The 24514-nt window shown below is 48.4% G+C and carries 21 protein-coding genes; 3 read left to right on the top strand and 18 right to left on the bottom strand.

From position 1 onward, the window contains the following. Positions 1-20: 20 nt before the first annotated feature. From HUO07_RS05705 to HUO07_RS05640, 14 genes are all read right to left on the bottom strand, one after another. The gene (locus tag HUO07_RS05705) at positions 21-1187 is read right to left on the bottom strand and encodes a nucleotide sugar dehydrogenase (protein ID WP_176302752.1); all 1167 of its coding nucleotides are present in this window, start codon (positions 1185-1187) and stop codon (positions 21-23) included. 38 nt (positions 1188-1225) lie between these two features. After that, on the bottom strand, positions 1226-2401 hold the full coding sequence (locus tag HUO07_RS05700; protein WP_176302751.1) for a DegT/DnrJ/EryC1/StrS family aminotransferase: 1176 nt from the start codon (positions 2399-2401) through the stop codon (positions 1226-1228). A gap of 65 nt (positions 2402-2466) precedes the next feature. Beyond that, on the bottom strand, positions 2467-3087 hold the full coding sequence (locus tag HUO07_RS05695; RefSeq protein WP_176302750.1) for an acetyltransferase: 621 nt from the start codon (positions 3085-3087) through the stop codon (positions 2467-2469). Continuing rightward, positions 3087-3683, bottom strand: coding sequence for a sugar transferase (locus tag HUO07_RS05690; protein WP_176302749.1), 597 nt, complete (start codon positions 3681-3683; stop codon positions 3087-3089). The genes HUO07_RS05695 and HUO07_RS05690 overlap by 1 nt, the downstream gene beginning before the upstream one ends. A 28-nt stretch (positions 3684-3711) precedes the next feature. Further along, positions 3712-4977, bottom strand: coding sequence for a glycosyltransferase (locus HUO07_RS05685; RefSeq protein ID WP_176302748.1), 1266 nt, complete (start codon positions 4975-4977; stop codon positions 3712-3714). 311 nt (positions 4978-5288) lie between these two features. Next, entirely contained in the window at positions 5289-6596 is a 1308-nt protein-coding gene (locus HUO07_RS05680) for a hypothetical protein (RefSeq protein WP_176302747.1), read from the bottom strand. Continuing rightward, complete coding sequence (locus tag HUO07_RS05675) at positions 6597-7709, bottom strand: glycosyltransferase family 4 protein (protein WP_176302746.1); 1113 nt, start codon at positions 7707-7709, stop codon at positions 6597-6599. After that, the gene (locus HUO07_RS05670; protein WP_176302745.1) at positions 7702-9012 is read right to left on the bottom strand and encodes a hypothetical protein; all 1311 of its coding nucleotides are present in this window, start codon (positions 9010-9012) and stop codon (positions 7702-7704) included. The genes HUO07_RS05675 and HUO07_RS05670 overlap by 8 nt, the downstream gene beginning before the upstream one ends. Before the next feature lie 121 nt (positions 9013-9133). After that, positions 9134-10429, bottom strand: coding sequence for a lipopolysaccharide biosynthesis protein (locus HUO07_RS05665; protein WP_176302744.1), 1296 nt, complete (start codon positions 10427-10429; stop codon positions 9134-9136). 43 nt (positions 10430-10472) lie between these two features. After that, the gene (locus HUO07_RS05660) at positions 10473-11582 is read right to left on the bottom strand and encodes a DegT/DnrJ/EryC1/StrS family aminotransferase (RefSeq protein WP_176302743.1); all 1110 of its coding nucleotides are present in this window, start codon (positions 11580-11582) and stop codon (positions 10473-10475) included. Positions 11583-11629: 47 nt separating this feature from the next. Continuing rightward, positions 11630-12205 carry an acyltransferase gene (locus tag HUO07_RS05655; RefSeq protein WP_176302742.1) on the bottom strand — a complete coding sequence of 192 codons (576 nt, stop codon included), beginning with the start codon at positions 12203-12205 and terminating at the stop codon, positions 11630-11632. 19 nt (positions 12206-12224) lie between these two features. Continuing rightward, a complete protein-coding gene (locus HUO07_RS05650) occupies positions 12225-13175 on the bottom strand; it encodes a Gfo/Idh/MocA family oxidoreductase (protein WP_176302741.1) in 951 nt (316 codons plus the stop codon). 18 nt (positions 13176-13193) lie between these two features. Next, positions 13194-14507, bottom strand: a complete 1314-nt coding sequence (gene wbpA, locus HUO07_RS05645) for a UDP-N-acetyl-D-glucosamine 6-dehydrogenase (protein ID WP_176302740.1) — start codon at positions 14505-14507, stop codon at positions 13194-13196. Between the two features lie 49 nt (positions 14508-14556). Next, positions 14557-15342, bottom strand: a complete 786-nt coding sequence (locus HUO07_RS05640; RefSeq protein ID WP_176302739.1) for a YveK family protein — start codon at positions 15340-15342, stop codon at positions 14557-14559. Positions 15343-15880: 538 nt separating this feature from the next. Between HUO07_RS05640 and rfaH the strand changes: the two genes are divergently transcribed. After that, positions 15881-16405 (top strand): transcription/translation regulatory transformer protein RfaH, encoded by a 525-nt coding sequence (gene rfaH / locus HUO07_RS05635; RefSeq protein ID WP_176302738.1) that lies wholly within the window; start codon positions 15881-15883, stop codon positions 16403-16405. A 77-nt stretch (positions 16406-16482) separates the two neighbouring features. On the opposite strand, the gene glyA is transcribed toward rfaH, so the two are convergent. After that, positions 16483-17748, bottom strand: coding sequence for a serine hydroxymethyltransferase (gene glyA, locus HUO07_RS05630; protein WP_176302737.1), 1266 nt, complete (start codon positions 17746-17748; stop codon positions 16483-16485). A 709-nt stretch (positions 17749-18457) separates the two neighbouring features. Beyond that, on the bottom strand, positions 18458-19507 hold the full coding sequence (locus tag HUO07_RS05625) for an IS110 family RNA-guided transposase (RefSeq protein WP_176302736.1): 1050 nt from the start codon (positions 19505-19507) through the stop codon (positions 18458-18460). A 362-nt stretch (positions 19508-19869) separates the two neighbouring features. Here HUO07_RS05625 and HUO07_RS05620 point away from each other — a divergent pair, with 362 nt between their 5' ends. Next, the gene (locus HUO07_RS05620; protein WP_176302860.1) at positions 19870-20313 is read left to right on the top strand and encodes a LexA family protein; all 444 of its coding nucleotides are present in this window, start codon (positions 19870-19872) and stop codon (positions 20311-20313) included. Further along, on the top strand, positions 20310-21668 hold the full coding sequence (locus HUO07_RS05615) for a Y-family DNA polymerase (protein WP_176302735.1): 1359 nt from the start codon (positions 20310-20312) through the stop codon (positions 21666-21668). The genes HUO07_RS05620 and HUO07_RS05615 overlap by 4 nt, the downstream gene beginning before the upstream one ends. Here HUO07_RS05615 and HUO07_RS05610 read toward each other — a convergent pair. Together HUO07_RS05610 and HUO07_RS05605 are read right to left on the bottom strand one after the other, a co-directional pair. Then, complete coding sequence (locus HUO07_RS05610) at positions 21630-23093, bottom strand: sodium-dependent transporter (protein WP_176302734.1); 1464 nt, start codon at positions 23091-23093, stop codon at positions 21630-21632. The two genes, HUO07_RS05615 and HUO07_RS05610, sit on opposite strands and share 39 nt — an antisense overlap. A gap of 68 nt (positions 23094-23161) precedes the next feature. Further along, the gene (locus HUO07_RS05605) at positions 23162-24385 is read right to left on the bottom strand and encodes a YbfB/YjiJ family MFS transporter (RefSeq protein ID WP_176302733.1); all 1224 of its coding nucleotides are present in this window, start codon (positions 24383-24385) and stop codon (positions 23162-23164) included. Between the last annotated feature and the right edge of the window lie 129 nt (positions 24386-24514).

The raw sequence follows: 24514 nt of genomic DNA, 5'->3' as shown, positions 1-24514 counted from the left end.
CGGAATCCTTCCGATAAGGCTTAATCGGTGCCAAATAAGTCACGGGTGTAGACTTTACTTATCACCTGTTCGAGTTCCGGCACTATGCGATTTGAAAGGATAACATCAGCCTCAGCTTTAAAAGCATCCAGATTACGGATTACTCGCGAGCCAAAAAAGGTGTCTTCCTCAAGCACAGGCTCATACACTATGACTTCAATGCCCTTTGCCTTAATGCGTTTCATCACTCCCTGCATGGCGCTGGCACGAAAGTTGTCGGAACCAGACTTCATTATCAGACGATAAACGCCCACCACCTTTGGATTTCGACTAATAATATCGTCGGCAATGAAATCCTTGCGAGTGCGGTTGGCATCTACGATAGCCTGAATCATGTTGCTGGGAACGTCCTGATAATTGGCAAGTAGCTGCTTAGTATCCTTCGGCAGGCAATACCCACCGTAGCCGAAGGAAGGGTTGTTGTAATGAGAGCCTATACGCGGGTCCAGGCCAACGCCCTCAATAATCTGACGGCTATTCAAATCATGTCGGGCAGCATAGGTATCTAGTTCGTTGAAATACGCAACTCGCATGGCAAGATACGTATTGGCAAATAACTTGATCGCTTCAGCTTCAGTGCTATCAGTAAACAAGACTGGTGCATCATCTTTCACAGCCCCCTGCTTTAACAAGCTGGCAAATAATTCAGCACGCGTTGAACGTTCACCGACAATAATACGAGAAGGATATAGATTGTCATGCAATGCCTTGCCTTCACGCAGAAATTCCGGCGAAAAAATGACATTGTTGGTTTCAAAACGTGCACAAACCTCCTGAGTATAGCCTACAGGCACCGTAGATTTGATAACCATGACCGCCTGCGGATTAATGGTTATTACGTCCTGAATAACCGATTCAACAGTCTTAGTATCGAAGTAATTAGTCTGTGGGTCATAATCCGTTGGTGTGGCGATAATCACGTAATCTGCATTTTTGTACGCCTGCTCTTTATCCAGCGTAGCGGTAAAATCAAGCTCCTGATTACTTAAGAATTCTTCTATTTCCGCGTCAACAATCGGGCTTTTACGGTGATTAAGAAGTTGTACCCTCCCTTGTTCAATATCCAGTGCAACAACTTCATTGTGTTGAGCCAGCAGCATGGCATTAGAAAGGCCTACATAGCCTGTACCTGCAATAGCAATTTTCATTTGTGTTCCTATAACTTTAACTCAGACTTGCGTCCCTGCTATTTGGCAGCCTTAGCCATCACATCCTTAATTACACTGCACGTTTTGTCTAACTCAGCCTCCGTGAGGGTGGGATGACAGAGGAACATCAAACTCGTTTCGCCCAACTCATGAACCACCGGTAACGATTGTTCAGGCCGCCAACAAGTACCATCAAAAGCTTTTTCCAGATACACCTCGGAACAAGAACCTGAAAAACATGGAACGCCCGCCGCCACCATTTCATTCTGAATGCGATCTCGGTCCCAGTCATCAGCCAACTGTTCCGGCTCAGCAAATACATAACACTTATAAGCTGCATGGCTAATGTAGCTCGGAACTTCGGGAACTCGAAGACCCGGCAACGCCCGAGCACACTCCCAAATGGCAGCAGCGTTGCGCTGACGTGCGGTGGACCACTCCGGCATACGGCTTAGCTGAATACGGCCAATGGTCGCCTGCATTTCCGTCATACGGAAATTGGTGCCAAAGCTTTCATGCAGCCAGCGGAAACCCGGCGGATGCTCATGTTCATAGACCACTTCCCAGCTCTTACCATGATCCTTGTAAGACCACATACGCGACCAAAGCTCACGATCATTGGTGGTCACCATGCCGCCTTCACCGCCGGTTGTCATGATCTTATCCTGGCAGAAAGACCAGCAGCCTACATGCCCAATGGAGCCCACAGAGCGGCCCTTGTAGGAAGCACCATGAGCCTGGGCGCAGTCTTCAATCACGTAAAGGCCCTTCTCGCTGGCAAGCGACATGATGTCATCCATTTCACAGGGCCAACCTGCTAGGTGCACGCAAACAATAGCTCGGGTCTTATCGGTCAGCACTGCCCTAACCGTGTCTGCAGAGATATTCTGATTATCTCGCTCTACATCGGCAAATACCGGAACAGCTCCTGCCGTAACGATGGAAGACACAGACGCCAGAAAAGTCCTGGAAGTAACAATCACCTCATCACCAGGACCAATTCCCAACCCCTTCATAGCAAGATCAAGCGCATTAGTGCCATTGGCAACTGCAATGGCGTAATCACTCTGGGCGAAAGCAGCAAATTCTTTCTCAAACTCGCGTCCTTCTTGGCCTGTCCAGTAATTAACCTTATTAGAAAGTAGAACCTTTGACACCGCTTGGGCTTCTTCATCAGTAAAAGAAGGCCATGGGGAAAATGGGCTATTTAACATAGATTTCTCAATATTCCTGTCAGGATTTACTGCACGCACTGAGCAACTTGTAACGCGCTAAAGATTTAGCGAGAAAGCATTTTCGCGGGACTACCAATCACCGTCAGGCCTGGTGGTACATCGCGAGTAACCACCGCCCCCATCCCTACAATGGCTCCGGCGCCAACCGTTAACAATTGGCGAACGGCAGCGCAGGCACCTATCCACGCTTCGGGGCCAATGTTGACGCCTCCTGCCAAAACTGCGTTCGAACTCAAATGCGAGAATTCACCAACTATACAATCATGTTCGATAACGGCGCCGGTATTAACAATAGCCCCTAAACCGATAACCGCACAGGCATTAACGACAGCATTTCCAAAAACCACAACCCCTTCGCCAATGGACGCATGAGGACTAATGATGGCAGAGGGATGAACAATCGTTGCCAGCTTACCCCCAGCATCACTAAGGCGACTCTGTTTTTCCGCACGGATATGATTGTTACCAATCGCAACCACCACGCCATCAAAATCGGCTATACGACTCAGCAAAGTACTGGTATCGCCATCGACAGCCCAGGGGCCATTGTTTCTCAGAGTCGGCCAAGCATCATCGAAAAAAATAATCCGATCCCAACCCAATAGCTCAGCGGCATCCGCCACCACTTTGCCATGCCCGCTAGCACCAAGGACCGCGAGATGCATTAATCTTTGTTCCCGGTAAATTTAGGCATAGTTACCTCACCTTCACCGCTTACCCCATCACGAGCCAGTACCTTTTTCACTGTTAGAAACAGTATCTTCATATCCAGCCAAAACGAGCGGTTATCTACATACCAAACATCCAGCTTGAACTTGTCTTCCCAGGAGATAGCATTCCGGCCATTTATCTGTGCCCAACCAGTAACACCAGGACGCACTTCATGGCGCCGGTATTGCTCTTTGGAATACAGCGGCAAATATTCCATAAGTAAAGGACGCGGGCCAACAAGGCTCATATCGCCTTTCAGCACGTTCCACAATTCGGGAAGTTCATCAAGGCTGGTGGAGCGTAGGAATTGGCCGAAAGGAGTCATTCGTTCAGAGTCCGGTAGAGGGTTGCCTTTTGCATCCGAAGCATCTTTCATGGTCCGGAATTTGATCATTTCGAATGGTTTACCACTCATGCCAGGGCGGGTTTGTCGGAAAAAAACAGGAGCACCGAGTTTGCGACTCACATGCCATGACACTATTACTATAACCGGGAGAAACAATAAAAGACCAACAGCTGATCCAATAATATCCACTAGCCGCTTAAACATAATTTTCTCTTAAAATATGACTTAGATATTATGAGTTAAAAAAATAATTACCAGGCGCAATCTGTTCTGCTCTATGAGGAGCACCCTCAACAACAGTTTCTAAAACTAACATTAATTGTTTAGCCAGCTTATCCCTGGCAAAACAATCCTCAGCTAGTTGCCTTGCTGCGCCTCCCGCTTTCGCTAGCCAATTTACATCTTGCATTAGCTCATTAAGCTCAACTGCCACTTCAGCAACTGACTTTCCCCACATTGCAAGGCCACATTCACGCTGCTTCACTAACTCATGCATCCAGCCCCCATAGTTAAGCATTACAGGAGTACCAGAGGCTAACGCATCAAAAAACTTGTTAGCAGAGTTAGGTCGCATCTCTGGTAAATCAATAAAGAGAACGGATGCCATAGTTGCAGCGCTAAGTAACGCGGGAATTTCCCGTTTGGGTAGTTTATCTTCAACAAACAGATTGAAACCAAGTACACCGGCTTGCTCAGCCTCCGAGATTACCTTGCCTCGCTCAGCCCCGTCACCAACCAGCAAAATGCGAACATCAGAGTTTAATTTTTTAAATTCGTTGGCTAAGTTAACCAAGTAGCCAACACCATTTATTGAACCAAATGTACCCGTATAGACAAGTAAAGGCCTATCGCCTAACCACTCACGTTCAGAGCGAAAGCGAGATGCTGCAGCTGGGTCATGCTGAAATTCGGCATTATCACTACTGTTAGGAATAACTGACACACGCTCTGCTGGATAATCGGTACGTACAACACCTTCTTTCATGCCAGGAGAAAGCGCTACTACAGCTTCGGCATTGTGGTAGGCCCAGCGCTCAAGTTTGCAGGCACTAAAACGCAGCAGAGGGTTTTTTAGTGCCCCTACTGCTATCGGTAATTCTGGCCACAAATCCCGAACCTCAAAAACCATGGGGATCTTCTTCTTTCGTGACGCCATAACAGCTGGTATGGCAATAGTAAGTGGGGTACTGGTGGCGAAAATTATATCGCCACCATTCTCAATTACCTTTTTTCTCGCTGCAAGAGCAAAGGAAATAAATGCTTTTAGTCGCTGGCTGAAGCCCATAAGATTAGAGTATGGCACCGGAAACCAATGGACGTTAATTCCAGCCTCTTGAGTTTTAAACCAGCCTTTTTTTTGAGAATCTGTTTCCCGGTAGCTTGTAATCATGTGGACTTCATGACCAGCCGCAACCATACGACGGGCCATTTCATAGGAGCGGGTACCACCGGACATTTCAGGAGTATTGAAGTATTGGTGTAGGTAAATAATCTTCACTCAGGCGCTCCGCTAATCAATTAATATTCAACCATATGTAATGCTCATCACTACTATAGTGTAAGCTTTAAAAAAAAAACATAACAAGCCTCAATTTTAACCCACACAAAGCACCAAAAAGATTCGAGCATAACAAAAACTGTATTTTTTTTCATTAATGTTAAAAATAAGCTTCAAAATATTAAAACCAGCACGACACATCAGATAAAACACTGCTATTTCAAGATGCAATCTTTAATACTTCAACGAACCGCATTGAACCCAAGCATCACATACTAAAAAACAGTCTTAAGAACTTACTTTACCAATGCTTACAATCGAGCTAATGATAATAAAGATGACATTTGAGCTATACTCATCATCATACCATTATTCCATTTATCACTTACTAGCGGATGCTGCTCTCTTGTTGAGCTTCCTGCATAGAGCTGAAGTTCAGCGCTTTCAAGTGGGAAAGCCTCTATAAGGGAATCATATTCAGAAGATATGTTTTCACCACCTAGCAGGCTCCACCAACCAATTGCAAAACTACCAGATAAGGAATAGGGGCCATACCCATTTAAGGCACCTTTATGACTAGCATAGTTATAACGAAACCAGCCATTTTTACCGTCCATATAATTATTTAACATCGGGACGCCTTCTTGTCCTGATACTAAAATAACATTTAAAAACTGAAACTTAAGACCAGTTTGCAAATCATGTATGAATGCAGAATCTTCTTTTAAAGCTAACTGTGCGGATCTTAGCCAGGAAGGATAACGAAAAGCATGGCTGGAATCAGTGACAGCATCGTTCCTCGGCTGTGGGCTTAAAACCTCACCTTCTAAAGATACCGGTTCTCTATAATAACTAGCATAAGCATGGTCACGATGATCCCGCCAGCGACCAACATCAATCAACCACCCATCACCGTACCATTCAACTCTATCTTTAAAAATGGTAAGAAAGAAGTCTTTCGCTTCAACACAGCCTGTGCATTCATTTAGTCGATCAGCACGAGAATATAGTCCGTATAGATCTAAACCTAATGAAAGTGCGAAATAATCTTCATCAAATATTACGTTGTAATATGATTGAGATATTTCTTTGTCAGGTGTTGTAAGCTTCCAACCAATTCTTTCTTTAATCCCACCGAATGGATCTCTTGCCCAAAGCCAAGCGGGCTCGTCAGACCAAAGTTTTTGAAACTCATTCAGGAGCCAATCTGATCCGATAATATTATCTGAAAGCACATAATAACGTCCAACAAGATGAAGATGCTGAAGCCAATTAAGACGACCTGGAATTTCCCAAGATTTATTTGATACAGTTTTTTTCAAATTACTAATATAGTTCGAAAAACAGTCTAACAGGACCTCATCATTGAATTCGAATGCGTACTCAAGAGGAATCATTAGTAAGTGAGCTGCATCATAGGCATTACGCTGCGTCCATAAAGGTTCATTGAGATATTCACAAAATAGCGCTCTATTTAACACTCTTTCGCCATCTTCTTCTAAGGCATTAATTTCGCCACCTGTTCCATTAACGACTTCGTTATTAGATCCAGAAGAATTACTAACTGCATCATCACTACAACCCATTAAAATAAAAATAAATATTAATAAAAGGTGCATTTAGTTTAGTCCTAGCTCTTTGTAAAATGCCAATAGCTTCTGCTCTTCATTAATCCAATTATATTTTTCTAACACAGCCTTCTGGCCGTTATGACCCATCTTTTTAGCTTCTATTGGATGAGAGACTAGATAATCAATCGCCTCAGCAATCGCTTTTGGATCAAGAGGATCCACGCATAGCCCACATTGATTACCTTCGATGATCTTTTCCCATAGAGAGAAGTTGGAAGCAATCACAGGTAAACCTGCGGCCATATATTCAAACATCTTCACTGGCAATGAATCCAAATAATTGATTATAGGATGAAGAGTCACAAGTCCAGCGACAGATTCATTTAGTGAATCTTTCACTCCATTCCGATCTAACCAACCGAGATACTTAACTTTTTGCCATCCTGCTTCAGCACGGACTTTTGATTCAAAACTAGGCTGAACGAAATTCCCACCCAGAACAAATTCAACACTATTTTCGGTTAGAGCTATAGCCTTAACCATTTCGTGTATTCCACGAATACTTCCTAGCCCTCCAACATAGACTACCTGATCCTTCTTTTGCGACCAATCAACTTCTCCGATTGAAAGCTCACCTAACAAAGGGTAGTTGTTAATATCTACTGAGTTCACACCCATTGCAGTAAACTTATCCCTAATATAGGGAGTAGCAGCGACTACAGCATCTAGCTTACGACAAGCATACTTCTCAAACACACCAAAGATTTTAGATATTGTTTGTCTAGCCAACCAATTCAGGTAAGGCTTCCCTAATATTTGCTTTGGAACATCTTCGTGAGCATCGAATATGACCTTTTTACCTAGCTTTTTAAGCTTAAGACCAATCGGGATTAGTTCTGGATCATGCAAATGATAAAGATCAGCATCAATCTTTAATGCACGGTTAAGCACCCTTCCAGGAGCCTTTGATATACGAGCTAAACGATTTTTAGAGTCACCCACATCAAATATAGCGACGCCATTTTTAACCTCATCGCCTTGGCCATCAGCCACAATCAAATAAGTAGAATAACCGTGATTGGCAAGAGAACTACATTCCTTAAGGAAAATACGAGTATCAGTACGCTTATGGACTGAAGACAAATGTGCAATTTTAGTCATTTTTATAACAACAAGTTTTATTTAGATTAGACGAACGCCTAAATAGCATAACCATTAATAAACTAATAGCTAAGCCATGTGTAAGCATAGTGGTTAATAGGTCAGATGAAATTAAAGCTGCCCGAAGTGGAACAATTGTCATACACAATGCCAACCATATAGGAACATCTGATTTAATTACTAAAGAGTCCAACACTTTTAGGAAGTAAGAAAAAATGAATGTATATATAGCAACACCTATCAAATTAGCATGTGCATACCCTGCTGAAATGAAGCCATTATTTGCCGAGAACCCACTCCCATTATATTCACCAATCACTTTACTTATTGTCAGATCATAAGGATATTCTATAAATCTAGATAGAACCGAGTTACTCCACCAGACAAGCTCATTCGCTGAAAAAAAAGAAAAATAGTCTAATGTTAATTTAGCTGGTACAAAAAAAACTCGCCTAATGAAAAGTGACCCTGCGATCAAATGATCAAATGCTAAGTAACTTAATAAGCAACCAATGAAAATCACCGAGAAACCTAAAGGTACTACAGAAATTGCTCTAGTATATCTAAAGTAAAACCAAATGACTAAAATCATTACTGGATAGAGCAGCACAGACTTATGATTTGAAACCCCATAAAAAAACAGCTGTATTAAAAAAAGAATCAAAAACCCAATATAGCTTTTCCTATACAAACAATAGCTCATTAAAAACACTGAAAAAACACCAAAAACCCAATTATTAAAATAGCTAAAAAAGCCAACATTTGCCAGCTGCGCACTCTGGGATCTAAAATCATAAACTTTAAAAATATTCAAGTTGAAAAACTGAAATGCTCCAGAATAAAAATACCAAAAGATGAGAATACACACTGAAACAGTTGAAAATATCAATAAGAAAGCACGCCCTTCTGAGACTTTCATAACACCAGGAACAGGCATTAGCTTTGACAGTAAACTACCATGTTGGAAAAGTCTGAAAAATAAAAATACAAATGCAGTAATAAACAGTGAAAATTGGTCAAGGTTTGATAAACCTACAAGACTACTTAAAGGAGCTATAATAGTTAAAAGAAAAGATGTTATAAAGTAATCCGAGACTTTATTAAGAAGGTGTGGAGACAGCATTAAACAGAATAAATAAACCAACCAGGACAAAGAATAGCTATAAAAAGAAAAACTGAGAGGAAATCCAGAATACTCATACAAAGGGTATACAAATAAAACATAAGAAAAGTCAACAACGATTCTAAAAATCAAGCAAACACTTAAAAAAAACATTCTATTAGACAATAACTTTATCATCATTACAATCTCATGTGAGTCTTCATTTACATAAAAAACGCGGTTTTAAATTAAACTTCTAACTAGATATCTAAGAATTTAGACAAAGCAAGAAAATTTGCTCAGACTATCATCAATGATATTATTATTTCAGAGATCGAGCTGACATTTTCTTAATTGTTAGAGAAATAACTAAGAAATAAACGATATAAGCCAAAACCATGCCACTTGACAGAACGTCTACGAAGTTTATCAAATCAAGTTTATTTTCTCTCGCTAAAAAAAATGCTACTAAGACAACACTTAAAGCAGAAGCATCATATAGAAGCTTCCATTGCTGCTTCTGGAGGACTGATAAGGCACGACTCATACTTCCCACAACTAATGACATAAACATCCAAGGAGCCATGTGAGCAACGATATCCCCCATGCCAGACCAATCCTTGCCGAATATATAAGGAACGAAACGAGGAGCTAAAAATATTGCTAGTAAAAGCGGGACCAATCCGACACAGGTCAATCGAATTGAGAATTTATAGAATAATTTTTCACCTTTTTTATAGTCACCCTCTCGAACGAGGCTTCCAAGTTCCATTTGAAAGACATCACCTGCAGTTTTCCCGATCTGCCCGTTAGGTATAGCGTAAAGTAGTCTCGCTAATCCAAACCAACCAGCAGCACTAGCTCCATAAAGCATACCAACAATCGGAACAGGCAGAGCTATAGCCATTTGGTTTACTACCGCTGATGGCATCTCATACTGAGCAAATTTCTTGTAGCGTATAGCAGCTTGTTTTAAGCTGCCTAAACTCCAAATTGGAATTGGTGTTTTGAGTAACTTCTTAGTTTTCTTTCTTACAGCACCTAAAGCTGACCATGAGCCAAGTACTTCGGCAATAAATAGACCATACATACCAAAACTTAAGCCACCTAAAGCTATCCTAGCCCCAGCGTTAGCACCTGCACGAGCGATAGTTGACATAGTGATAATTCGAACTTCTTGTAATCTCAACAACCAACACCGATAAAGCATGAACCAACCGTAGCCTAATAATGACATAAACAATACTAAAGGTGCCCATGGCGGTAAAACTTCAAACCCCAGCGTTCCAGTGTATTGCAGCCCACTTAAAACAGGAATAGCCAAAAGAGCTGTTATAAGCGCTAAAATGGCTCCCAGCCTAAAAATATGATGTGACTCTTGCTCATCTTCTGCAATTAGTAGAGCGCTTTCATATCGCCAAGTTAAAAGCGTTAACCAAAAGTTAAAAAAAGATAGGTACACAGAGATTACACCTATCATTTCAGGCGTATAAAGTCTCGTGACAATAGGCATAGATACTGCTGTCATTGCCTGTGCTACAGCTGTGCCACTCATTAATACAGCAATACTACGCCCAATACGGCTTTTAGGAAGAAGTCGATAAACATGACGCTTCATAAAAAAATAAAAATCAGTCTGTGTTGATAGATCATCATTTATCTTAATGTTGTATTTTGAAGTTTAGATTCGAGGCGCCAATCAACGTAACTACTAAATATTCAATCTGACTTTCCTCTATATAAGGATGCATCGGTAAACTTACGACCTGGTCAGCCATTTTATCCCCAACGGGTAATTGCACTAAATCATCAGCTACGGCAGGCTGCCTATTTAGTGGTATAGGGTAATGAACAGTCGTCGGAATTCCGAGCTCTTTCATCTTCATTTGAAGTTTGTCTCGATTTTCCACACGAATTGTGTACTGAGCCCAGGCTGAAACATTGTGTTTCTCAATGATGGGTGTTGTTGCAACGCCCGCCTCATTTAATAGGCGGGTATAACGCTTGGCTGCTTGATTACGAAGCTCGATCTCTTCCTTAAAGATTTCAAGCTTTGGAATCAAAATGGCTGCTTGTAGCGTATCCAAGCGACTGTTAACGCCGACTCGAATATGGTGGTAGCGTCGGTCTTGCCCGTGCCGGGCGATCTGGCGAAGGATGGTTGCCAGTTCTTCATCGTTAGTAAAGATTGCCCCACCGTCGCCATAACATCCCAATGGTTTTGAAGGAAAGAAACTCGTACAGCCGATAGTACTCAGGTTGCAGGATTTCTTGCCCTTGTAACTGGCACCAAAGCTTTGTGCGCCATCCTCAATGACTGGGATGCCATGCTTCTCTGCAATAGCATTAATGGCATCAAAATCTGCACACTGCCCGTATAGCGAGACAGGAATGATCGCCTTGGTACGCGGGGTAATGGCGGCTTCCAGCTTTGCCGGGTCCATGTTGTAAGTACGAGGATCTATGTCTATATAAACCGGTTTTGCACCCAGAAGAGCCGGAGTTTCTGCGGTGGCAATATAACTAAAACCAGGTACGATCACTTCGTCACTAGGCCCTATGCCAAGTGCCATTTGGGCGATCTGAAGAGCGTCGGTGCCATTGGCTACGGTTATGCAGTATTTTGCGCCAGTAAATTCAACTAGCTTCTCTTCTAGCTCTGCCACTTCCGGACCTAAAATATATTTTCCGTGCGCCAGCACCTTCTGGATATTGGCATCGATCTTGTCTTTGATTCTGGCTTGCTGGGCGGCTAGGTCGATAAACTGCATGCTTGGTTAACCTTCGAATAAAGTGATATGCAAGGGCTATCTACTGTTCAAGCTTTGGAGAGCTGCCCGTTTTTGAGCTGATACTTTGTACCAGTGTGAGCGCAAACCGTTTCGCCTTCTCCGCTAACAGGCAAGTTCAGCTGTTCACCAAACTCGCTCATCCAGCCAATCTGTTTGGCTGGCACGCCTACCACCAAAGCATAATCGGGTACATCTTTGTTAACGACTGCACCTGCGCCGATAAAGGCATAACGGCCGATGGTTACGCCGCATACGATAGTACAATTGGCACCTAAGCTGGCCCCTCGGCGAACAATGGTATTGAGGTATTCGTCCTTGCGCTCAATCAGCGAGCGGGGGTTATAGACGTTAGTGAACACCATGCTGGGGCCACAAAATACACCTTCTTCCAGGTGGACGTTGTCATAAACCGAGACGTTATTTTGAATTTTACAATTATCACCAATGGTGACTTTGTTACCCACAAACACGCCTTGGCCCATGGAAACGTTTTTGCCTATTTTGGCGCCGCCACATACGTGTACAAAGTGCCACACGCGGGAGCCTTCACCAATTTGGGCGCCTTCGTCGACAATTGCGCTAGGGTGAATCGTTACAGGCATTTTTAATAGTGCTCCATTTTTATTTTATGAGTCTATTTAAAAAAGGGTGGCCTTCATTTGGCTCAGGCTTTTGCGGCATTGCGTTGCGAATAACATTAACTGTTTCGACACAATGACGGGCATCTTCTATTCCGTAACCCCGACCTGCCAGGATTTCTTGGTAGCTGATGGTATGTAAATCAGTAAAGCCACCGGAGAACTCAATCTGGTCACCCTCGCAGGTAATAGAACGATAGGTAGGTTGTTTGCCTTTTACGCTGTCGGGTAAGTCATCTGCATCAATAGAGAGAAACCAAGGCACTCTGGCTTTTTCGTACTCTAAGTAACCTGCGGCTTTATAGTCATTGGCATAGTGCAGTACATTCTTTTGCAGCTTGCCGAAGATAAAGTGCAGCATATCGAAAAAGTGAACGCCGATATTGGTGGCTACGCCGAATGACTTGCGTGGGTCGCCTTTCCAGCTTTCCATGTACCACTTACCGCGTGAAGTAATGTAGGTGAGTTCCACCTCATACTTCTCCTGGCGGTTTTCACTGGCAACTTTTTCCTTCAGATCCAGGATGGCCTGGTGGTGCCGTAACTGCAGAATGTTGTATACCCGTTTGCCCGTTTCTTTCTCGATCAGCGCTAGTTCGTCCAGTAGCTCCGGCGTTGGTACCAGAGGCTTTTCACAAATTACATCACACCCCAGGCGTAGACCCGCCGCGATGTGGGCATGGTGAAGGTAGTTGGGTGAGCAAACGGCCACATAGTTTAGGGCGGTTTCAGGGTTGCGCTTAAGCTGCCAAGCGTGCTCCTGAAAGCGTTCAAACTCGGTGAAAAATTCACTGGCTGGAGAAATACTGTCGATAATTCCCACCGAATCATTAGTATCGTACGCGATGCTTAGATGATTCTCGGTTTCTTTGATAGCCTTCATGTGGCGAGGGGCGATATAGCCCGCTGCGCCGATCAATGCAAAATTCTTCATGTCTTTTTCCAATTTGGATCAGGCTTTGATGACGTTGGCGGCGGGTTCGCGATACTTGCCGCGGCTATCAATGATCAGCTGTGCCTTTGACTTGATCAGGTCATAGTCGAAGCGTTCGTGATCGGTAGCCAGCACAACAGCGTCATACTCTGCCAACGAATGCTCCGTTAGCTCAACGCTGGAGAGATCAAAATGGTGTTCGCGCATCTTGGGGAAAATGGGTACGTGCGGGTCACTGTAGGCGACCAATGCACCCTTGGCCTGCAACAGCTCCATAATGGTGACTGATGGCGACTCTCGCATATCATCTACGTTCTTTTTGTAAGCGATGCCTAGCACAAGAACTTTGCTGTTCTTGAGAGGTTTACCTGCGTCGTTAAGCCCATCCATGAGTTTATTCACCACGTATTCAGGCATCGCTTGATTAACTTCGCCCGACAGTTCGATGAAACGCGTATGAAGGCCATACTCACGCGCCTTCCATGTCAGGTAAAACGGATCAATCGGAATACAGTGACCGCCAAGACCTGGCCCTGGATAATAAGCTGTAAAACCGAACGGCTTGGTAGCGGCAGCATCAATGACTTCGAACAAATCAATGCCCATACGATCCGCTACGATTTTCATCTCGTTGACTAAACCGATGTTGACTGCACGGTGAATATTTTCCAGCAGTTTAGTCATTTCCGCCGCTTTAGTGGTGCTTACAGTTACGACTTGATCAATGGCTTGTTCGTAAAGTGCCTTTCCAGCCTCAAGACAATTAGGAGTATGCCCGCCCAAAACCTTGGGTATAGTGCGGGTCTCAAAATCAGGATTGCCTGGGTCTTCACGCTCGGGCGAGTAGATCAAGAAGATATTTACCCCCACGGTAAGAGTATCATTCTGAATGCGTGGAAGTAGTTCCTCTTCGGTAGTACCTGGGTAGGTGGTACTTTCTAGTGACACCACCTGTCCTTCGCGGAAGTAGGGTTGAAGTGCCTCGGTTGTATTAACCACGAAACTGATATCTGGCTCGCGGTATTTATTCAGCGGCGTGGGCACGCAAAGAATAAGAGCGTCGCACTCACTGGCCCGCCCAAAATCAGTGGTAGCTTCAAAGCCGGTTTCTCGAGCTTTCGCTAACTTATCACTTGAAATGTGCTCAATATAGCTTTTTCCCGCATTCAGGCTATTGACCTTTCCAGCGTCAATATCAATCCCTAAAACGCGGAAGCCTATCTCGTTATAACGAAGCATAAGCGGCAAACCAACATAGCCTAAACCTACTATACCAATTATAGCTTTTTTACTGTTTAGCTTACTTACTAATAAATTTTTAGGATCTGACATTTTTCTCACACTTTATTAGATGTAATTATAAGCAGAAGATATTGAGCAATCATTCACTCCGTATAACATCTAACTTCATACTCCCTCTAACCCTTACAACAAACTCAACAAAAAATGCAGCAATGACACCAGCGACACCACCAAATATAATTCCGAGAACAATTATCATACTACTGCTTAACGTGGGTTCTAGAACATCTCCACTAACGGCATATTCAAGCACTTCTCCTTTCGCTAGGTCATCAAGCTCACTTTCAAGCTTAAAAAGCCTATCAGCATAGTTAACAGCCATCTCAACAGCGGTATATGAATCTCCACTCTCAACACGCTCCATCAAAGTAGAAGTTAGCTCAATGTTGCCTTCCAGCTTGAATTTTAGCTTTTCCAGTGAATTCTCATCGTGTAATACCACACTATTTAATATAGCTTCATGCAAGCTAATCACTTGCCCCTGAACTTCCTCTTCTGCAATGCTGCGCAACGTAATTAGAATAGTATTGCCTGGATTACTTACTTCCAAGTCAAATGGTAAGACGCTAACATTATTTTCTTCTTTATAGCTACGCTGATAATTAGGCCAATATAGATTCTCAACTTGCTGAACAAGAGACTCTGAGTCATTTAAAGGTATACTAGGTTTTTTTTCAGCTTGCTGATAAATAGAAGTATATTGATAAAGCGCCCCATCTTGAAGAAGTAATGTGGACATCACCGCCAATAGAAAAACAATCACACTTGTACCGATCAACCACCAACGGCGGCGTATAAGAATTTTGGCTAGATCAACTAATGAAACTTCATCGTCTTGGTAAGTACTGCGTGGGGGTTGCTCCATGCTCACTGCTTTAACCTCACTAGATTACGTTTAGGCACGCTACCGCCCTGAGATGTTCCGGACGCTTTCCCATGCCCTTTTTAGGTATATGCTTCATGCTTCAATTTCGCTAGCTAACTAGTTATTGGCGCATGAGGCAGTTGTAAATTAACCGGCATGATACATTTTCTTAATAGCAGGCACCACGTGGACAAAGGCTAGGCTCTGTGCTGCTGCGGGTGAATATCTGTAGATAGAGTGGGCGGCAGCGATGACCAGTCCTTGAATCGCAACAATTTTTGCCTTGCCGCACTTTACAGCTGAGTAAAAATAGCCGCGCCCCCCATAGCTCTGCGCCTTAAAAATCTTTCAGGCACGCTACCGCCCAGGGATTGTTCCGGACATTTCCCTTGCCCTAGTCTTATTTAGCATTTGGCGTGCCGACGGCGCCCTTAATGCATCGTTTGCTGCGCTCGGTCACTGCGATTTTGTTACAATGCGCGCTTACCCTGAGCTTAGTCAGCCTCCTGGGTTAACTCATTCTACCGCAAGGAGCGACATGGGCCTTTACGATAGCCAAGCCAGCGCAGAGTGCGCGCAATGGTACCTTATCCAATGTAAGGGGGGCGAGTCTTTCCGCGCGGCGAGCCATTTGGAAAACCAGGGCTATCATGTTTTTCACCCAGTGTTGGCGGTGCAGCGTAAACGGCGCAACAAGCTGGTGTGGCTCACCGAACCACTCTTCCCACATTACTTATTTATTGAGCTTGATCAGGTGGCCAGTAACTGGCGGCCGATCCGTTCTACACGGGGTGTATTGCGCCTTGTGACCTTTGGCAACCAGCCCGCTGCCGTACCCACTTACATCATGGAAACCTTGCTCCAGAATAGCGTTCAGGATGAAGCATCAAAAGAGGTGTATTTCCACGTTGGCGATGCCGTGGAAGTCACCGAAGGACCGTTCAAAGGTCAGCTTGCACAGCTCACCGAACTAAAAGGCCAAGACCGCGCCCTTCTCCTACTCACGTTATTAAACCGCCCCCAGCAGGTGGAAGTTCCCATTGCGCATTTGCAGAAGCCATAAACGACAAAGCCGCCGAAGATGATTATCTTTCGACGGCTTTATCGAACGCTAGGCTAGCGACTTACAGCAAGCGTCGCTTATTTGTAAACCGGTAGGCGCGCGCAAATCTCAGCTACTTTATCCAGCACCTTCGCTTCAATGGCGCTGGTGTCTTCGCCTTTGGCCAGCACGTCCAGAATGTCACAGATCCAGCCAGCGAGCTGGGTACACTCTTCTTCGCCGAAACCGCGCGTGGTGACTGCCGGGGTGCCAATGCGCAGGCCAGAGGTGACGAACGGGCTTTGCGGGTCGTTAGGCACGGCGTTCTTGTTCACGGTGATGTGGGCACGGCCAAGCGCCGCATCAGCATCTTTACCGGTTACGCCTTGCTTGATCAGCGAGAGCAGGAAGAGGTGGTCTTCGGTGCCACCGGAAACGATGTCGTAACCGCGGTCGATAAACACCTTGGCCATGGCTTTGGCGTTCTTCACTACCTGCTGTTGGTAGGTTTTGAACTCGGGCGACATGGCTTCTTTGAAGCAGACTGCCTTGGCCGCGATCACGTGCATCAAGGGGCCGCCTTGGCCGCCGGGGAATACCGCTGATTGCAGCTTCTTCTCGATATCGGCGTCGTTTTCAGCAGAAAGAATTACACCACTACGCGGGCCGCGCAGCGTTTTGTGGGTGGTAGAGGTGACCACGTGCGCATGGGGCAAGGGGCTCGGGTAAACACCCGCCGCTACCAGACCCGAGACGTGGGCCATATCAACCAGTAAGTAAGCGCCTACTTCATCGGCGATTTCACGGAACTTGGCCCAATCCACAATTTGTGAATAGGCTGAGAAACCGGCAATGATCATTTTGGGCTTGTGCTCACGAGCCAGCTGAGCCACTTGGTCGTAATCGATCAGCTCTTGATCATTCAATCCGTACTGAATGGCATTATAGTGCTTGCCCGAAAAGCTCGGCTTGGCACCGTGGGTCAGGTGACCGCCAGCATCCAGGCTCATGCCTAAAATGGTGTCGCCTGGCTTGACCAATGCCTGGAAAACGGCGCTGTTGGCTTGCGAGCCCGAATGGGGCTGCACGTTGACGTAGGTAGCGCCGAACAGCTCTTTGGCGTAATCGATCGCTAGGTTTTCAGCGATATCGACGAATTCACAGCCGCCGTAGTAACGCTTGCCGGGGTAACCTTCGGCGTATTTATTGGTCAGCTGGCTGCCCTGGGCTTCGAGTACGCGGGGGCTGGCGTAGTTTTCTGAAGCAATCAGTTCGATGTGGGCTTCCTGGCGCGCCACTTCTTTCTGCATGGCATCAAACAGCACATCATCGAATCCGGCAATTGACATATCACGGCTGAACATCGGCGGGAACCTCGTAACGAGAAAGGGTCATCATGGAAGAAGCGAGGCCGGTATCATAACGCAGCCTGACACTACTTTCATCGCATCCGTGTCAGGTCGTGCATGAGCGTGCTTCATGTTGTGTTGGTCATTAAATGCTGACCGAATGGGCAATAACGCTTTTCGGTGTCATTCCGAATAGCCTCTTCTTTGTCATTGCGAATGACTTCCTCTTTGTCATTGCGAACGCAGTGAAGCAATCTCGGGGTTTGGTGCTTTGTCCTCGCGAGCGGAGCGCGGCGATCTCGGGTTGGAGTGCCGCCGATGGTTGAGATTGCCGCGTCGCTGCGCTCCTCGCAATGACATGGGGAACGCAATGGCATGTGGGCGGTGTCATTGCGAATGACTTCCTCTTTGTCATTGCGAACGCAGTGAAGCAATCTTGGGGTTGCCCTTGTTTGTCATCGCGTATAGGGACTCCTCCTCGGTTGCAAGCGACGATGATGGAAAAACATAAGCCGATGCGTGCGTATAGTCGGTCTCTTGATGGGGACGCTATCCCCTGACCCTGATGAACGTCGCGCACCTTCTCTCCTCAACGAGCGGGAGGCTTCTTCAGCCATCGCGATGATCAGGTTTTGAGAAGGTCGGTCTGACCTGTTTTTCATCAATCGTTGCCCGGCAACAAGGTAGTCGCCTCTCGGCGCTTAGGCGCTGGTGGTGCTACCGCTTAGCTCGCCATCAGCGCTGAACCTTCGTTAAACTCTCTACAATAGGACTGTCCGCTGTGCAGAACCGCCCAGGCGGTTCGCACTGTCTTGTTCGCTAACGCGACAGCCGCTTTGTTCTTGCCAACGCGTGCGACCAGCGCGCGTAGCCAACGGCTTTTGGCATCCTGCTTGTCACCCACGGTGTTGATGGCCGAGTGTGCGCCGCGTATCAGGGCGGCTTTCAGCGAGATTTGCCCCGTTCGGCCAATGCCCTTGATCTTCGCGATGCCACCACTGCTGTGTTGTGTCGGCGTTAACCCCAGATAGGCTGATGCTTGGCGACCTTTCTTGAAGGCGTCGCCGTTACCGAGGGCGCTATAGAGCTGGGTGGCGACCACCGGTCCCACTCCCTCAATCGCCAACAGTTGGCGACAAGGCATCACCGCACGGCTCATCTGCTCCACCCGTTTATCCAGTGACTGAATACGCTCGTTGAGTCGATCCAGCTCCGCCATTTGCTCGGCAATCAAGTCACGCATCAGCATCGAAAGCTCGTTATCGGCATCTTCCAGGGCGAGCCAGACACGTTGCTTTAACGCTTTCTGTCCCCGACCGCTGATCACTCCATATTCCTGCAATAACCCATGAACCTGATTGATCAACTGGGTGCGTTGATGAATATACCTTTCCCGAATGCGGTGCAGGCTCTGAATATCCTGTTGCTCGACGCTTTTGAGCGGCACGAAGCGCATATCAGGGCGCAACCCGGCCTCAACGATCGCGAGCGCGTCATTGGCATCGGTCTTGTGCCCCTTGCGAAAGGGCGTCACAAACTGGGGTGAAATGAGCGCAACGCTATGGCCGAGGGCCTGCAGCTGTCGGGCCCAATAATGCGATCCACCGCACGCTTCCATGAACACCCGACAGGCCGGTTGGCGGCGCATAAAATCCAAGACCTGATGCCGTTTAAACTCTTTGTTGACCTGAGCACGCGGGCGGCGGGTGTCGACAACACACACTTGGAAAACACGCTTTGCCAGATCAATACCTATTGTCTTATGCTTGTTCATGACTCTTCCCCTCCGCATTGAAGTGGTTCAACTATCAATGTAGCTCTTTGAAGCTTCGAGAGGGGAGGAGTCCCTTTCATTGAGCGGAGCGCGGCGGTCTCGGGTTGGAGTGCCGCCGATGGTTGAGATTGCCGCGTCGCTGCGCTCCTCGCAATGACATGGGGAAAAATAGAGTTCTTTGCAATGACATGGGAGTAATAGAGCTCCTCGCGATGGCATGTGGCGGTGTCATTGCGAATGCCCCTTCTTTGTCATTGCGAACTCAGTTAAGCAATCTCAGCACTGCCCGCCTATTTGCATTTTCCTTCACTCTGAAAAATACTGTATATTCATACAACACTTTAAGAGTCAGGATGCCGACAATGCCGGGCCAGTCTTTTCATTTTACCCCCGCCTTGCCGTTAAGCGCCCAGCCGCTGCCGTATTTAACCTTTTTGGGCCGTGCTGGTTTTAGTGGTTTTCCTTCGCCTGCGCAGGATTACGAGCCGTGTACGCTGGATCTCAACATCCGGCTGGTTAAAAACCCTACCCAGACGTTTTATGTCACCGCTACCGGTAACAGCATGGAGGGGTGGGGGATTTTTGAGGGTGACCTGCTTATCGTCGACCGCGGTATCGAGCCTCGCTTGGGCCACATTCTGGTCGCTATGCTGGAGGGCGAAGCGTTGATCAAACGCTACGCGCTTTACCAGGGAACGCCCCACCTCTGCTCCACCCATCCCCATTACCCGCCCTTGCCTCTTGAGGGCAGCGACTGCCAACTATGGGGTGTGGTGCGCGCCGTCATCCATGAGTACGTGCGATGATTGGCCTGGTCGACGCCAATAACTTCTATGTCAGCTGCGAGCGGGTATTTCAGCCTAAGCTGGAAGGTAAACCCGTTGGGGTGATGTCCAACAACGACGGTTGTGTGATCGCGCGTTCCGCAGAGTTGAAGGCGCTGGATATTCCCATGGGTACGCCCGCCTTCAAACTCGAATGGCTGCGCCAGCGTGGCGAGATTCACCTGCTATCTTCCAATTACGAGCTTTATGGTGATATGTCGGCACGGCTGGCCCAACTGCTGCGCGATGCCTGCCCAGAGATTGCGCCCTACTCCATTGATGAAATGTTCGTCTATTTAGAAGGTTTCACCACCGAGCAGTGTGAAGCACTGGGACGAAAGCTGCGTCAGCGTATTCGTCGTCATTTAGGATTGCCGGTGTGCGTGGGACTTGCCCCTACCCATACACTTGCCAAACTGGCTAATCACCTTGCCAAGCAAGACCCTCACTACGAAGGTGTTTGCTTATTAAGCGGGCAGGATCACACCACCGAGGCGCTGCTAAAGCGCACCCCGGTGGGCAGTGTGTGGGGCGTTGGGCGTCGGCTTGCCGAGCGTTTGGCGATTGGCGATATCAACACCGCCTGGGATTTGCGCGAAAGCGATGAAAAATGGCTGCGCAAGCGCTTTTCAGTAGTGCTGGCCCGCACGGCGCTTGAGCTGCGCGGCACCTCTTGCCTGGAAATGAATGCGTTGGACCAGCCGCGCCAGCGCATTATGACCTCGCGCTCGTTCGGCCAACCGACCGGCGTGTTTACCGAGGTGCACAACGCGCTGCGCCGTCACGCCCAGCGTAGTGCTGAAAAACTGCGTGAACAGGGCAGCATGGCCCGAGCGGTGATGGTGTTTCTAAACACCAACCGTCACCGCCGCGACCAGCCGCAATATTTTCCTCAAGCGCTGATCCCGCTCCCCTCGCCCAGCGACGATACGCGTGTGATTCTTGATGCCGTACGCCAGGGGCTGGAGCAGATTCATCGCCCCCGCTTTCGTTTTATGAAGGCGGGCGTGATGCTGCTTGATTTGGTGGACGCCAAAGAGCACCAGCTTTCGCTGCTGCATCCCCCGGCCCGTGATCGCCACCCGTTCTTGATGGCCACGGTCGATCAGATTAATCAGCGTATGGGGCAAGGCACCATCAACTTTGGCATGACCGACGCGCCTGCTGCCTGGCAGCTACGCTGTGCTCACCGTTCCAACCGCTTTACCACGCGCTGGGATGAGCTGATGAAAGTGGGCACTCACCCCGGCGCGGTGGCAGCGGCCGAGGCGAAGGAGCAACAGCGCAAGCAGCAAACGCTAGCCAGCGCGAAGCGCGTGACGCAGCCGCGGGCTTAGGGTTTCCCCAAGCGCCGCCATGACCACCAGTATCGCCAGCAGCCAGGGCCAGTGCGCTGCAAAAGAGACCTGATAAACACCCAGCGCATCGACAAAAATCACCACAATGCCGAGCGGGCTAACGTAGCGCACCATGGCCAGCCACAGCGCATACGGCAGCGGAGCCAGCCCCAGCTCTTCGCGGAAGGTGTCACTCTTCAATACAAAGCCTGCCAATATCACCATGCCCAGGCCGCCCAGCGGCATCATCCAGCGTGAGGTCAGGTAATCCAGCCAGTCGAAAAAGGTCTTGCCTGCCAGCGTCCAATCCGCGCCCAGATTGAATGACAGCATCGCCAGGGTGCTGATCAACCACAGCACAATGCCCGTGCCCCAAGCAGCTGCCGGGCGCGAAATGCCTTTGTTATCGCACAGCCAGGAAACCGTCGCCTCGACCATGGAAATGGCAGAGGTCAACGCGGCCATGGAGAGCATGAGGAAGAACAAAATGCCAAACAGCGTGCCCAGCGGCATCGCCTGGAAGGCCAGGGGCAGGCTCATGAAAATAAGCCCGGGGCCTTCGCCGGGGTCCATGCCGTTGGCGAAGATCACCGGAAAGATCGCCAGCCCCGCCATCAGCGCCACTACCGTATCCGCCACGGCAACACTGACCGTGGTCCGGCCAATCGAGGCACCTTTGGGCAGGTAGCTACCGTAGGTAAGAATCGCCCCGGAGGCCAGTGAGAGGGTAAAGAAGGCATGCCCCAGCGCTGCCAGCAGCCCTTCGCTGGAGAGGCTGCCCGCGTTGAACGAAAACAGGAAGTTAACCGCCGCGCCAAAGCCACCGGAAAACAGGCCAAAGCCAATCAGGATCACCAGCATGATGACCAAGCCGGGCATCATCCAACTGACACTCTTCTCGATTCCCTTCTGTACGCCCTTGCCCACAATCAGCATGGTGAGCAGCGTCACTAAGGTACTCCAGAAACCGAGATTCAGCGGATTAGCGTTGTTGGCCCCAAACACAGCAGCCATATCGTTAACGCTGCTGCCGGACAGGCCACCGGTCAGCATCTTCCACAGATACGAGAACGACCAGCCCGCCACGACGACGTAAAATGACAGCACCATAAAGCCGCAGAGCATGGCCATCCAGCCAATCAGCGACCACACCGACGAGCGGCCTGATTCATTGACCACGCGGCGAATGGCATCCACTGGGCTGCCCTGGCCGCGCCGTCCAAAGGCGATCTCGGTCATCATGACCGGCACACCCACGGCAAAAATACAGGCCAGGTACACCAGCACGAAGGCACCGCCGCCGAACTCCCCGGTGATATAGGGGAATTTCCAGATATTGCCCAGCCCAACCGCCGAGCCGGTTGCTGCCAACATAAACCCCCAGCGGCCTAGCCACTGGGTGCGAGGTTGCCCAGAAGAGGTCATTTGCCCAGTTACCCTGTCAGAAAAAGGCGCTCATCCTATAGGATTTCACGGGCAATGCCCAACAGCATCTAGGCGTATACGGCGGCCTTGGCGGCAGCATCCAGGCGCTGGGCGGTTTGATCCACACGGCGTAAACAGGCCAGCAGCACAGCGCCCAGGGCCACAAAGCCGCCTGCCAACCAAAGCCCTAGGCTGTAATTGCCAGAGGCTTCGGCCAGCATGCCGGTCAAGGCCGGGGCGCATATCTGGGCAACGCCGTAGGCCAGGGTCATCTGCCCCATTAACCGCGCTGGGCTTGAAGGATAAAGCCGCCCCGCCATGGTTAACACCAGGCTGACGCAGCCGAGGAAGGTACCGCCGTAAAGCACGGCGCTGAGCAACACCGCCGCCGCGTTCGCGGTAATCGCAGGCAGTACGATGCCCACTACCTGAATGCACATGGCAATAATCAGCGCCCCCAGGTACCCGACTCGGCGGGCGACTAAATCCCACAGCATCACCGCGGGGGCTGCGGCTAAACCGGCCAGGGCGAAGGTCCAGTTGCCCATTCCCGCCAGCAGCGGCTCACGCTCGACAATCGCGACGAGAAAGGTAGCGCTGATCACATAGCCGTAACCGGCGCAAAAATAGGCAGCCAGCATCCAGCGCATAAAGGTGCGCGTGGGCGGCATCGCGGGTTGGCTATTCGCCGTGTGCGCCGCGCCACCTTGCTTTTCCGGGCGCGGCAGCCAGTACCAGGCAGGTACCAACAACGCGGCCCCCAGCAAGCTAAAGCCCCACCACTGGGTCTGCCAGCTAAACGAAAGCTGCAGCATCATTTCAACCGCGACGGAGACCACCACCATACCAATGCCCAAACCAGCAAAGTGAATGCCCAGCTCGCCGCGCTGGCGGTGTTGCATTAGCCAGTGAAGAATCAACCCGGACGCTAGCAACATTGAGCCACTGCTGGAAAGACCCGCCAGAAAACGCAGCCCCGCCCATACCCAGAAGTGCTCGGTGAGTGCCATGCCCGCGGTAGTAAGCACGGCCAGGATTAACCCACAGCGAAATAGGAGGTCTTTGATATAGAGACTGCGGATAGTGGCGGCCAACACCGCCCCCAGCATATAGCCCGCGTAGTTGAGCGCCGCCAGCCAGCCACCATCGGCGTCGCCCATCCAGGTTTGCTGCTGCATGACCGGCAGCAGCGGCGTATAAGCGAAACGGGCGATACCCACACACAATATCTGGCTGAACACGCCCGCCAATAGCACTCTAAAGCGCTGGGAACCTAGCGTTGCTGCGGTCATCGGGCTGCTCCTTAAACACCACTTTTATTATGTTAGCTATCGCTATATTGATTAGCTCGCATGCAAGTTCACGCATAGTAGGGTGTTTTGAGCAGCACGTCATGACCACCTAGGTCGAGTGCGTGGTTA

The organism is Vreelandella maris (assembly GCF_013371085.1).
Lineage (GTDB): Bacteria > Pseudomonadota > Gammaproteobacteria > Pseudomonadales > Halomonadaceae > Vreelandella > Vreelandella maris.
Note: the sequence above shows the minus strand (reverse complement) of the source record. Positions and strands in the feature narration are given on the sequence as shown.